Annotated in this window: 12 protein-coding genes; 11 read left to right on the top strand and 1 reads right to left on the bottom strand. The window is 40.9% G+C overall.

Going from position 1 to position 12,084, the window contains the following annotated elements; translation table 11 throughout:
• The first annotated feature begins 398 nt into the window (after positions 1-398).
• From ABF487_RS02360 to ABF487_RS02350, 3 genes are read left to right on the top strand one after another with little or no spacing between them, the layout of a single operon-like run.
• A complete protein-coding gene (locus ABF487_RS02360) occupies positions 399-1,100 on the top strand; it encodes a response regulator transcription factor (protein ID WP_263779368.1) in 702 nt (233 codons plus the stop codon).
• Positions 1,081-2,469: a sensor histidine kinase gene (locus ABF487_RS02355; protein ID WP_007744789.1), complete on the top strand. Its 1,389-nt coding sequence runs from the start codon at positions 1,081-1,083 to the stop codon at positions 2,467-2,469. The genes ABF487_RS02360 and ABF487_RS02355 overlap by 20 nt, the downstream gene beginning before the upstream one ends.
• A gap of 47 nt (positions 2,470-2,516) precedes the next feature.
• A complete protein-coding gene (locus ABF487_RS02350) occupies positions 2,517-3,449 on the top strand; it encodes an N-acetylmuramoyl-L-alanine amidase family protein (protein WP_415633464.1) in 933 nt (310 codons plus the stop codon).
• A gap of 46 nt (positions 3,450-3,495) precedes the next feature.
• Here the strand turns inward: ABF487_RS02350 and ABF487_RS02345 are convergent, their stop codons facing one another.
• The gene (locus ABF487_RS02345; RefSeq protein WP_415634365.1) at positions 3,496-4,158 is read right to left on the bottom strand and encodes a phosphatase PAP2 family protein; all 663 of its coding nucleotides are present in this window, start codon (positions 4,156-4,158) and stop codon (positions 3,496-3,498) included.
• Between the two features lie 243 nt (positions 4,159-4,401).
• Between ABF487_RS02345 and ABF487_RS02340 the strand changes: the two genes are divergently transcribed.
• The 8 genes from ABF487_RS02340 (at position 4,402) to rbsD (ending at position 12,072) form a co-directional block, all read left to right on the top strand.
• Entirely contained in the window at positions 4,402-5,316 is a 915-nt protein-coding gene (locus ABF487_RS02340) for a phosphate/phosphite/phosphonate ABC transporter substrate-binding protein (RefSeq protein ID WP_007744786.1), read from the top strand.
• Between the two features lie 68 nt (positions 5,317-5,384).
• Positions 5,385-6,164 carry a phosphonate ABC transporter ATP-binding protein gene (gene phnC / locus ABF487_RS02335; RefSeq protein WP_415634364.1) on the top strand — a complete coding sequence of 260 codons (780 nt, stop codon included), beginning with the start codon at positions 5,385-5,387 and terminating at the stop codon, positions 6,162-6,164.
• Complete coding sequence (phnE, locus tag ABF487_RS02330) at positions 6,161-6,955, top strand: phosphonate ABC transporter, permease protein PhnE (RefSeq protein WP_415634363.1); 795 nt, start codon at positions 6,161-6,163, stop codon at positions 6,953-6,955. Before phnC ends, phnE begins: the two co-directional genes overlap by 4 nt.
• A complete protein-coding gene (locus ABF487_RS02325; RefSeq protein WP_007744781.1) occupies positions 6,952-8,019 on the top strand; it encodes a PhnE/PtxC family ABC transporter permease in 1,068 nt (355 codons plus the stop codon). The genes phnE and ABF487_RS02325 overlap by 4 nt, the downstream gene beginning before the upstream one ends.
• Before the next feature lie 3 nt (positions 8,020-8,022).
• A complete protein-coding gene (locus tag ABF487_RS02320; RefSeq protein ID WP_415634362.1) occupies positions 8,023-9,585 on the top strand; it encodes a bifunctional metallophosphatase/5'-nucleotidase in 1,563 nt (520 codons plus the stop codon).
• A 34-nt stretch (positions 9,586-9,619) separates the two neighbouring features.
• A complete protein-coding gene (gene rbsR / locus ABF487_RS02315) occupies positions 9,620-10,627 on the top strand; it encodes a ribose utilization transcriptional repressor RbsR (protein WP_415634361.1) in 1,008 nt (335 codons plus the stop codon).
• Between the two features lie 123 nt (positions 10,628-10,750).
• Positions 10,751-11,677 carry a ribokinase gene (gene rbsK, locus ABF487_RS02310; RefSeq protein WP_415634374.1) on the top strand — a complete coding sequence of 309 codons (927 nt, stop codon included), beginning with the start codon at positions 10,751-10,753 and terminating at the stop codon, positions 11,675-11,677.
• Positions 11,674-12,072, top strand: a complete 399-nt coding sequence (rbsD, locus tag ABF487_RS02305; RefSeq protein WP_007744774.1) for a D-ribose pyranase — start codon at positions 11,674-11,676, stop codon at positions 12,070-12,072. Before rbsK ends, rbsD begins: the two co-directional genes overlap by 4 nt.
• The last annotated feature ends 12 nt before the right edge of the window (positions 12,073-12,084 follow it).

The following is a 12,084-nucleotide window of genomic DNA, read 5'->3' as shown; positions in this document are numbered from 1 at the left end:
TACGATAAAATGTCTTTAGATAACAAATTTGTGACAGTTTGAAGAATTAACATATGTTGTATTATACAAGAATGAGAATTAACAAGAAGAAAATTTGTAACAATTGAATTTTTTACGTTTTTATTAACTTTTTCTGCCCTCTATCTTCTGCTTTAATTTTCGTTTTATTTCCTTTTTATATTCTTTTAATCTGGTCCGACGATACTAATCTTGTTCCAAAGGAAACCACCCGCGGAGCACTCTCTGAAAAATAAACTATCCCTTCCAAATAAAAAAACTCTCTTCATAAATAATCCCGAAAAACCAAAAAACGCTTATCAAGGCGTTTTTTTCGTCTCAGTGTAAAATGGGTAGGAGAGTTAATGTAAATTTAATCGGAAAAGAGCAAAATCCTGAATATGGCAAACAGTTCTGTAAAAATTCTTTTAATTGAAGATGATAAGACACTTAACGATGATATCGCTGCCATGCTTTCTGAAATTGCGACTGTCAAACAGGTTTTCAATGGTGCGGATGGTGAATACGAAGCGGTTGAAGCGCCTTATGATTTAATCGTCTGTGATCTGATGCTGCCGGAAATGAATGGATTGGATATTATTAAGGAAATGCGGGACTCGCATATCGAGACTCCAGTATTAATCTTGACTGCTAAGGATTCTGTGGATGATAAAGTTAAGGGATTTGAAGTCGGTGCCGATGATTATCTGACTAAGCCTTTTCATCGTGAGGAGCTCCTAGTTCGTGTCCAAGCCTTATTGCGGCGTGCTGGTATCGATACAGAAGAAAAAGAAATTAAAATTGGTGATCTGGCGATACACTTAGCTAACCGTACTGTCACGGTCGGTAAGCAAAATGTACAGTTGGTCGGAAAAGAATATGATATTTTGGTTTATTTGGCCAAAAATAAAAATATTATTATCACTAAAGATCAGATCTTCGACCGTGTCTGGGGACTTGATTCCGAAACAACGACCAGCGTTGTTAATATTTATTTGAATAATCTACGACGCAAGTTGGAATCGGTCGGGAAAAATGACTTAATAAAAACTTTAAGAAATGTTGGTTTTATTCTCGAATACGATGAACAAAGCAAAAATTAATTTAAAACAATATGTGCGATTGTTTTTTCTTGAAGCGATCGGTTTTTTAATGATTTTTTCTTTTGTCGGCGGATACATTTACTTTACATATACGCGTTCTGTTCAAGAGAACTTTGATCAAATTCTTAGCACGATGGTGATGCGAGTCCAAAGAGACTCTCAATTAAGCGGTGTCAAACGATTAACGATTCCAGGCCGGGAAAGTAACGACAATGATCCTAGCAAAAACTCGCCAGCTGGCACCAATCCTGTGCAAGGTGTGGGCGTTATCCAACCAGATGTTGCCGGGCAGGATACGATTTATTATGACAAAGACGGCAATATCATTAACTATAATTCTTTGGGGCTGCGCTATTTTACATATGAAAATCTCTATAAAAAAATTATGGGTGATTTCTCCACTACTCAAGCAGTCAAATTAGGAGGGTCCTATTTCAGAGTCCGTTTGATTCGTCTGAGAAAACCTGTGATTTTGGTTTACAACGATCAAAAAAATGACAGCATCTTATTGGGCAAAGCTGATTATGCGGCTGTCACATATAATTTCGATTCTGAATTGGCGAATATTGAATCTTTTAGATCGGTTCTACTTTGGAGCTTGTTGTTTGCAGCAGTCTTATCGTTAGTGGTCAGTTGGCTAGTTACCTTAAGAGTGATGAAACCCATTTTGCAATCATGGAAACAGCAACAAGATTTTGTTAATAATGCTGCCCATGAACTCAGGACCCCTTTAACTATTATTCAAAATAAGTTAGAGAATCTACTGCGTACGCCAACCAAACCAGTGGCTGATGTTTCTGAAAACATTGTAGTGTCATTATCTGAGGTTCGTCGTCTGAATCAATTGACTTCAGATATGCTGACATTAGCAAAGACAGGCTCAAATATGTCGAGATTGGATCCTAAAACCATCGATGTAAAGAAATTTATTGATGAAGTCGTTGAGCCGTATTCCGAAATTGCGCAGTCTGAAAATAAGGTTTTCAATAGCGATATCAACGTTAAAGGGCAAATGACTTTTGACAATAAGCGTGTTCACCAATTAATTGTGATTCTCTTGGATAACGCATTGAAATATACAGATGAAAAAGGCAGCATCACACTTAAAGCACGGCGGGATAAAAATAATTTGATCCTGGAAGTGGCTGACACGGGTCGCGGAATTTCTCAGGAAGCCAAACGGCATGTCTTTGATCGTTTTTACCGGGAAGAAAAATCAGGAAACCGTAATACAGGCGGTACTGGCCTTGGACTTTCGATTGCCAAGTGGATCGTGGACGCATTCAAGGGAAAGATTACTGTGAGCGACAATTATCCGGAGGGCAGTGTTTTTAAGGTGGTCTTACCCAAATTAAAAGCAACTCATTAAAAACTTTGAATTGTCTCGTAAATTCGTACTAACTATTAGAGGGATTTATGAAATTATCAAAGTTTTTATTTTCGGCATCTTTATTAAGCGGGATTTGGTTATTTAATGAAAGCGCACAGGCTGATTTATCCAGTAATCTTGTTATTCAGTACATACAAGAAGGGATAGCGCGCAAATCTTGGCAGCCCGTTCAAGAAGAAAATTTTTTGAATCGGTCAGGAATGCTGCCGAGAAATAATTATCGCAATGGGCAAGGCCGCCCGGAAGGAATTGTGATTCATGAAACTGCTAACCCGACATCAACGATTTACAATGAAATTTCGTATATGTATGGACACTGGCAGTCGGCATTTGTGCACGAATTTGTTGACGCTAATCATTTGGTGGGTGTTGCTAATACAGATTATCTTTGTTGGGGTGCTGGTACGATTGCCAATCAGCGCTTTATTCAAGTAGAACAGCTGGAAGTTCATAGCAAAGATGATTTCGCACGCGAGCAGTTGAATTTAGCTAAATTTACGGCTGATCAATTGTCCTATTACCGGCTTGGTACGGGTCGTCGGAGAGCTACTATTTGGAGCCATGATGATGTTAGCCGTGTTTTGGGAGGCACCAATCATAGTGACCCGGTAAGTTATTGGAATAATTCTGCTTCCAATTGGTTTTCCGGCAGTTACAATATGGATGATTTTATATGGCTGGTTAATCAAATAAAATCAGCCACTCTCATGCGAGGGTATGGCCTGCCAAGCATTATTAAGCGTGATACACAAACATGTTGGCTGAAATTTGGCAGAAATACAGAAATTTTCGACCGGTCTGTTGCCGGCAAGGTTATCGGTAACTCAACAACTTTATCTGCCAAAAATGTGACAGTTAAAGAAATTGATACTTTATCTAATGGCCAAGTTCTGGCACTGGTTTCTCAAAACAATAATATTCTGGGTTGGACTGATTTAACTGCTCTAATTAAAATATAAAAAAACGTTTGGCTGTTGTGTTCCTAACCAAACGTTTTTTTATATTTTAAATGGCATCGTACTGCAGCATCGGAATCCGATCGTGCAAAACTCGTGCATATTTCTCATAGAGCCACACCCATAATGTCACCCAAGCAATACCGAAAGCTGCACCGGCAAGCGCATCACTTAAGAAATGATCCTGAAGGTAAAGCGTTGCTTCCATTAACAGCAACCCAAATGTAATCGTTCCCCAGCCAAACCAAAGCTGCAGGCTTGTCGAAGAAAGATTGGGCAGAACCAAGACGAAAATGATCGTGATAATGATAAATGTAGTTAGAGCATGATTAGAAGGGAAAGCGTAGCCTGAGGCTAAGTGGCCAATAGGGCGGGCTCGGCCAACAGCGACTTTAAAGATTTGCCCAATTGCTAAACCGCTGATATATGTAAGTAATACCCAAATAGCTGGAATGCGCAGATTCGAAAAATACAGTAGCCCAGCGATCACGACCGCATAAATAAAAGTTGCCAAAGGAGAGCCCAGTGCCGATATAATGGTCATTAAGCCATCTCCAAAGGAAAAACTTGTATTTCCTAGCGAACTTGTCAACCATCTATCGATGGCTATTGTCATTCCAAATCTAATGCCGACCAAAACCAGCAGCAGCAAAAAAACAAGTGCGGCAGCAAGCCCGGCTTTTTTCAAAAATTTTGGCATCCTAACAATCATCTTAACCTCTTAATAAAACCTTAATTATATTCATTATAGCTGAAAGGTATCTTTTATCATCGTGTTTTATTTATATGATTTGGGGCAAAAATCACATAGACAGTAAAAACCGAACATTCGGTTTTTGCTTGTGGATAAAATTCGTAATTTATTACAAAAAAGGGAAAATGATTCGGATTCGTCTGTAATTATGATACGATTTTCTTAGCCATTAGGGTGGCAAAAATTTGGAAGAGGTTAGTAATGAAAAAATTCGCACATTCTGCTGCAGTTCTTGCTATTGTTTCCGGCGTTCTGGCAACAACAGTTCCTGTCGTTGCTAGTGCTTCTCAAGCAGCAAATCCGAAGACGCTTCGCGTTGGGTTTGTTCCTTCGAGTAATGCAACAACCATGGAAGCTCGGGCGAAACCTTTGGGACAGATGCTCTCAAAGCAATTGGGACAAAAGGTCGTTGTGACGGTTTCAACTGATTATAATTCGATTGTTGAAGCACTTGGTTCAGGAAAGATTGATATCGGATTTTTGCCGCCTGACGGATATGTTCAGGCACATAAACAATATGGTGCCAGAGTACTTTTGCAGACGGTTCGAAATGGTGTCAATAACGATGGCAGTCTCCAGAAAAAGATGGTGAGCTGGTATCGAGCTTTAATCCTTGTTCGTAAAGATTCAAAAGTTAAAAGTATCAAAGACCTCACGGGTAAGAATATTGCCGTGCAGGATGTTACAAGTTCTTCGGGATACATCTTCCCAATTTACTATTTGAAAAGTAAAGGTATCAACGTTGTTAAGAATTCTAATTTAGTCACAGTTAAAGGGCATGATCAAGGTGTCTTAGCTGTTGAGAATAAGCAAGCCGATGCTGCCTTTGTCTTCCAAGATGCTCGTAATATTGTTAAGGGTGATGTGCCAACTATTTTCAAGGACACAAAAATTTTAGCTGAAACGATGAAGATTCCTAACGATACCGTTACAGCGCGTAAGAGTTTGTCTAAGAAATTATCCACTAAGGTCCAAAATGCCTTTATCAAGATTGCTAAAACCAAGAAAGGTAACAAATTAGTAGAAAATCTGTACGACATTGCAGGATTTGCAAAGTCCAAGAATTCGAATTTTGCCGTTGTGCGTAAAGCGGATAAAGCTGTTACAGGCAATTAATAAATTGTTGAAAATTGAGTGAAAATGCTTGCTCAATTTTCTTCCTACATAGATAATAAAGAAGACTTATGACTGATACTAACCTGATCGAAATCAAAAATGTAAACAAAATTTATGATAACGGTGTCGTTGGCTTAAAAGACATTAATCTGAATGTTAAAAAGGGCGAATTTCTTGTGATTGTCGGTTTATCCGGAGCCGGAAAGTCCACTTTACTACGTTCAATTAATCGTCTCCACGACGTGACGTCCGGCGATATTCTGATTGACGGGCAATCAATTCAGCATGCCAGCGGTAAAGCCTTGCGTATGATGAGACGCAACGTTGCGATGATTTTTCAAAACTTTAACTTGGTTAAACGTGCTTCCGTCAGGAGGAACGTACTTTCTGGCAGGGTTGGCTATTATGGCTTTCTTCGTTCGAGTTTTGGTTTTTGGAAGAAAGAGGATGTTCAGCGTGCCGTCACGGCTCTCAAACGGGTCAATTTAGCCGAGAAATTTTATGACCGTGCCGATGCGTTATCCGGTGGACAGCAGCAGCGTGTTGCAATTGCCAGAGCTTTAATGCAGGAACCGAAAATTATGTTGGCAGATGAACCAACGGCAAGCTTGGATCCGGCGACTTCCAATCTTGTTATGGATGATTTAAAAGCACTCAACCAGGATTTAGGTATCACAGTGGTAGCGAATTTGCATAACGAGGAGTTGGCGTTAAAATATGGTTCTCGGATAGTTGGATTGAGAGACGGCGAGCTGATTTTCGATAAAGAGGCCGATCAAGTTTCCGAATCGGATTTTCAACAAATCTATCAATCTGTTCAAGATAAACATGAGGCGGAATCCAAATGAATGTCCTGCCAAAAAGAAGCAATACGCAGCGTTTTCACGTCAAAGGGATTCTGTACTTTTTTCTAATCATTTTTTTGTTGATTTTTTCTTCAATTATTACCGGTACCGAACTGGACCAATTTTTTAATCATGATTCATTAGGCCAGTTTGCAGTCCTTTGGCAGAAGATGTTTCATCCCTATTGGCCTTACTGGTCATATGTTGTTGGGCCATTACTAGACACAATCAGAATGGCACTGGTAGGAACGCTTCTAGGTACCATTATTGCCATTCCATTTGCCTTATTATCAGCAAGAAATATTGTGTCGCTAGGCTGGCTTCGTGGTGTCATCCGCGTTATTTCTAATCTGGTTAGAACGCTGCCTGATCTTTTATTGGCAGCTGTTTTCACTGCGATTTTGGGTTTCGGCCCTTTGGCTGGTGTGGTGACTTTGCTGATTTTCACTTTTGGACAAATGGCTAAGCTGATGTTTGAGGCGATCGAGACAATTGATCAGGGGCCATTAGAGGCGTTAGAAGCTGCCGGAGCAAGCAAAGTACAAATCATTATCTTTGCTGTTGTACCACAAGTTTTGAATACCTTTTTCTCGAACTTTTTATACACATTCGAAGTTAATGTGCGCGCTTCAACTGTGATTGGCTATGTTGGCGCTGGCGGTATTGGCCAGCTGCTCCAAGTGACGATTAATCAATTCCGTTACGATGAAACAGCTGTCATTATTTTTGTGATTTTGATAGTGGTTGTATTAATTGAATTTATGAACAATTATTTGCGGGAGAAGCTGGCATGATAGATATTCCGAAAAAAAGTTTTCTTCGAAAAATTCAGCCCTACGTGATTGCGATTATCATTCTTGCGATCTATATTTGGGCCTTTGCCGGCATTCAATTTAATGGTATTCAACAGATGGCTGGACAGATCACGGCTGCCGTTTTTAACGGGCTGGTTCATCCAGATTGGCAGTTTGTTTCTGCACCGCTGGACAGATGGCTGAATGCAACTTTTCAAACCGGCATTCCTTCGACCTTGGCGACGGCTGATGGTGAAGATTTGGTGGCCAAACTTCTGCAGACAGTTGCGATTGCATTTTTGGGAACCTTTGTTTCGGCTTTCCTGGCTATTCCCTTTGCTTTTTTGTCAGCACGCACTGAAGGAAGAAGCCGCGAGTCTTGGAAACAACGCGCCAAAGCTATTCTCTATTTGGCGGTTGGTATGTTAGCTGTTGCGTTAATCATCTGGGGATTTCGTTTAATTTTTGGTTTTGATGTTTTCCCGAAAAATTTATTTATCTTCATTTTTGTGCTTTGGTTTTTTGAAAGCCTCTTTATTGTTGCGAATGGCCTCGTGCAAGATATCAGTAAATATACGATTTTTCGTCCCAAATCCACTAATGGTAAATTTATTCTGACTTTTATACGTGTGTTTCCTGAAATTGTCCTGGCTCTGATGTTTATCAAAGCTGTTGGCCCGGGTTCTTTTGCTGGTGTGCTGGCTTTATCCGTTCATTCAGTTGGTATGCTGGGTAAACTAGACGGTGAGGCAATTGAAAATTTGGATCGCGGCCCTAATGAAGCGATTGTTGCTGCTGGTGGGACGCAATTAGATACTTTGACGTTAGCAACGCTGCCAAACGCGATGCCAAGTTTTTTGAGCAACACTTTGTATCGCTTTGAAATTTCTGTACGATCTGCTTCTATTTTAGGAATGGTCGGTGCCGGTGGTATTGGACAGGATTTGATTTTAAGCACGCAGGTACGTAATTGGCCGCGGGCTGGCATTATCTTGATTGGCGTTGTGATTATGGTGACACTGATTGACTTTATATCTGGGCAACTGAGAAAGCGGATCATCTAATTTATGAAGTTGTATATCCTGTCCACGTCTGATGTACATGGTTACATTGCGCCAAGTAATTTTGTAGATTCGGAGCAAACGGATTTTGGCTTGGCTAGAGCGGCTAGTTTAATTAAAAAATTTCGTTTGGATCATCCAAACGATCTAGTTCTGACAATAGAGAACGGTGATTTCATTCAAGGATCTCCCTTGACGAATTTTATTGCTCAAAAACATCCTGAATATGCGTCACTATATCAGAAATTTGCCGATATTATTGGCTATGATGTGCGAATTTTAGGCAACCATGAATTTAATTATGGCTTGTCTTTTTTAAAAAAAGCAATTGGGCCGGATGCGGGCGTTTTGGATGCTAATGTCTTTGAAGAACAAAAAAATTTATACCCAAATCCTTATAAGATTTTCAACTACGCTTCCACGAAAATAGGTGTTTTGGGATTAACGACTGAATATATTCCGCATTGGGAAACAGCTGCCCACCTTGGCAATGTCCACTTTGAAAATCCGGTTGAAACAGCGAAAAAGTACATTCCTATCATGCGTGCTCAAGGGGCTGACATTATTGTCGTGGCTTACCATGCCGGTTTTGAATGTGACTTAAATAGTGGCGAAGCGACGGAAAAATTTACTGGTGAGAACCGTGCTTATGAACTCCTGCAGCAAGTTTCCGGTATTGATGCACTTGTTACTGGTCACCAGCACCGTAAGTTGGCACAATTAGTTGATGCTGGGCACTGTTCCGTACCGGTTACCCAGCCGGGTTATCAGGCGGAGGCAGTCGGGGAAATCGAATTGGATTTTGATCCTGCGAATAAGCAAATCACGCGCAGTGAGGCTTGCCTGCTATCAACGAAAAATTTTGTGGCCGACACAGATATCATGCAGAAACTGAATCAAGTGCAGAAGCAATTGGATAGTTTCTTGGATGAAAAAATTGGCGAAATCCAACCCGACATGCTAATTAAGGATCCGCTCGCTGCTCGTCTGCATGGCCATCCTTATTTATCGATGATCAACAAAGTACAGGGGCAGGCCGTGCACGCTGATATTTCTGCTACTGCCTTGTTTTCCGATGGGCAGCTTGGATTAGGAAACGTTGTCACACGTCGTGCCATTGCAACAAACTATCTTTTTCCTAATACGGCCGTGGCTGAAGAAGTATCGGGACGCGATCTCCTATCAGCTTTGGAGCGTGCTGCGGAATATTTCATTGTAGATTCTGACGGCAAAATTAACATTTCGGACCGTTTTGGTATTACTAATATTCAACATTATAACTACGATTATTTTTCAGGCATTGATTATACTTTTGATCTTACACAACCTTTTGGCCATCGTGTTAAAAATGTCAGTTATCAGGGTAAAAAGATCGAGTTAAATAAAAAGTATCGTCTAGCTATCTCGAACTATCGCAGTTCGGGTGTTGGAGGCTACACTAGTTATTCAGTTGACAAAATTGTTGAAAGTTCGACCGTAGACATGGTGGATCTGATAAGCAATTACATAGCTGATCATTCACCGATCAAGTCGCAACAGCCAACAAATTTAACGATTATTTCAAAATGAGTTTTTTGGCATCATTTTACTTATACTTGGCTGTATGGGTAGGAAAATTACGATTAAAGAAGTTGCTGCTAAGGCCGGGTTATCAGCTACGGCCGTCAGCCAAATCCTGAATGGCAAAGGCGCGCGTTTTTCCAAAAAAAATATTCAAAAGGTTCTGCAGGCAAAAGAGGAGCTGCATTATGTACCAAATTCTGCCGCAAGAAACCTCAGTAATAAGACGGATTCTACGATCGGGGTCTTGGTACCAACAATTTCCAACCCTTTTTTTAGTGAATTTTTACAATTGCTGGAAAACCATTCCGATGCTCATACACATATTTTAATGGTCGGCTTGGATGGCGACAGAAGCCAGCTGTATTCTGCGATTGAAGGTTTGATTGGCCAGAATGTTGACGGCTTGATTATTGCAGTTGCCATTCAAGAAAATTCTCAAGTGACCAATTTGTTAAAAGAAAATCGCACCCCTTATATTGTGCTTGATCAAAATAGCAGCAAAAATTCTGATTTTATTGCTTCTGATGACTTTCATGGCGGTGAAATTGTTGCACACTATCTTTATTCGTTAGGACATCGCCGCTTCAGTGTCGTGGTGCCTGATAAAAATGCGATGACTGTCAATTTAGCCTTGCGATTACAAGGTTTTACAGAGACCTGCCGCGATTTAGGTATTCAAACAACACAAATTCAAATTGTTAAAACTGCTTTTACGAAACATGGCGGGCAGCGGGCTGTCCCAAATATTCTAGCCTTTAAACCAAGTGCGATTTTTACTTTAAGCGATGAATTAGCAATTGGCGTTTTGGGCGGTTTATTTAACGCCGGCGAGCAGGTACCGCGGGATTATTCCTTAGTTGGTTACGATGATACAGATTATGCCGAATTCACAAATCCTAAGTTAACTACTGTTCGCCAGCCCGTAGAGCTGATTGCCAAATATGTTTTGGAAATGCTGAAGAATAGAATTGCGGATCCCCAAATAGACTGGCAGGTTATGGCTGTTGATGTTGAGTTGATTGTACGCGACTCGGTTCGAGAAATTTAAATTCTTTCAGTAAAATGTAAGCGTTTTCGTTGAATATTTGTTATACTATTCGCAGATGGTAAACCGTTTTACCATACAAAGGGATGCAGTGAGCGGCTGGGGATTCGGCCGGAGGGGGACGTAATCGAAAAACAAAATAAAAAAATTGTTGTCTTGGGGTCTTTGAATGTCGATACGATTCAGCACATGGATAAATTGCCTGAACGCGGCGAGACGATTCACATTAACAGTCTGACGAGTGCACCGGGCGGCAAAGGGGCCAATCAAGCCGTTGCGGCTGCTAGGCAAGGTGCGCAAGTCAGCTTTATCGGAGCCGTGGGCGATGATGCTAATGGCCGTTTTATGAAACAAGCATTGGCTGATAATCAGATTGATGTTTCTCGGATTGTGACTAAGTCGGTACCAACCGGGTCAGCTTCGATTCTGCTGGAAGCTGATGGCAGCAACACGATTCTAGTATATGGTGGTGCCAACATGCGGGTAACGGTGGAAGACGTTCAGGCAGCCGAAGATGAAATTGCTGAAGCAGATGCGATTATCACTCAATTTGAGACGCCGATTCCAGCTGCGATCGGTGCTTTTGAAATTGCGAAGAAGCATCACGTTATGACGATTTTAAACCCGGCCCCGGCGAAAAAGATTGACGCGGAACTGCTGCGTTTATCTGATTTTGTCACGCCTAATGAGACCGAGGCACAGGTTTTAATTGACCAGGATGTTGCCTTTAATCAGGACTCACTCATGAATGCTGCTCAAGCATTAGAAAAATTAGGCGTCAAAAATACATTGATTACCTTGGGGAAGTCAGGGTCCTTTTACAAAGTCGCTGATAAATCCGGTATGATTCCGAGTTTTAAAGTTAAAGCTGTCGATACGACTGCCGCTGGTGATACTTTTATCGGTGTTTTTGCGGCCAACATCAAAAACGATTTGAGCAATTTGGTACCAACGCTGATTTGGGCCAGCCGGAGTTCTTCGCTGACTGTCCAAAAAGCTGGCGCTTTGCCTTCTATTCCTACTTTTGCAGAGGTTGAGGCAGATGAAAAATGAAAAAAGGTGTTCTGTTAAATTCTGAAATTTCGGCTGTCGTTGCTGATATGGGCCACTTTGATACTTTGGCTATCGGTGACGCCGGCATGCCTGTGCCTGCCGGTACTAAAAAAATCGATTTGGCTGTGACAAAAGATTTACCTCGTTTTGATGATGTTGTAAAAACAATTCTTCAAGAATTGGAAGTTCAAAGAGCCTATGTTGCTTTAGAAATGAAGACAAATAATCCAGAAGGATTAAAGAGCCTAATTGATATTCTGGGCAGTCAAGTGGAAATTGTGTTTATTCCGCACGAACAAATGAAAAAAGACCTTAAATATGCGCGGGCATTTGTCCGCACCGGCGAGGAACATCCTTTTTCAAACGTGATTTTAGAATCAGGCGTTGTCTTCTAGAAAAGAGGAAAC

This window comes from Oenococcus sp. (assembly GCF_047725585.1).
Classification (GTDB): Bacteria; Bacillota; Bacilli; order Lactobacillales; family Lactobacillaceae; genus Oenococcus; species Oenococcus kitaharae_A.
This window is presented reverse-complemented; position numbering and strand designations above follow the sequence as displayed.

Bases quoted from the DNA above. Each gene is read 5' to 3' on its own strand.
- ABF487_RS02360 (WP_263779368.1), top strand. From the start codon at position 399: ATGGCAAACAGTTCTGTAAAAATTCTTTTAATTGAAGATGATAAGACA.
- ABF487_RS02355 (WP_007744789.1), top strand. From the start codon at position 1,081: ATGAACAAAGCAAAAATTAATTTAAAACAATATGTGCGATTGTTTTTT.
- ABF487_RS02350 (WP_415633464.1), top strand. From the start codon at position 2,517: ATGAAATTATCAAAGTTTTTATTTTCGGCATCTTTATTAAGCGGGATT.
- ABF487_RS02345 (WP_415634365.1), bottom strand. From the start codon at position 4,158: ATGATTGTTAGGATGCCAAAATTTTTGAAAAAAGCCGGGCTTGCTGCC.
- ABF487_RS02340 (WP_007744786.1), top strand. From the start codon at position 4,402: ATGAAAAAATTCGCACATTCTGCTGCAGTTCTTGCTATTGTTTCCGGC.
- phnC (WP_415634364.1), top strand. From the start codon at position 5,385: ATGACTGATACTAACCTGATCGAAATCAAAAATGTAAACAAAATTTAT.
- phnE (WP_415634363.1), top strand. From the start codon at position 6,161: ATGAATGTCCTGCCAAAAAGAAGCAATACGCAGCGTTTTCACGTCAAA.
- ABF487_RS02325 (WP_007744781.1), top strand. From the start codon at position 6,952: ATGATAGATATTCCGAAAAAAAGTTTTCTTCGAAAAATTCAGCCCTAC.
- ABF487_RS02320 (WP_415634362.1), top strand. From the start codon at position 8,023: ATGAAGTTGTATATCCTGTCCACGTCTGATGTACATGGTTACATTGCG.
- rbsR (WP_415634361.1), top strand. From the start codon at position 9,620: ATGGGTAGGAAAATTACGATTAAAGAAGTTGCTGCTAAGGCCGGGTTA.
- rbsD (WP_007744774.1), top strand. From the start codon at position 11,674: ATGAAAAAAGGTGTTCTGTTAAATTCTGAAATTTCGGCTGTCGTTGCT.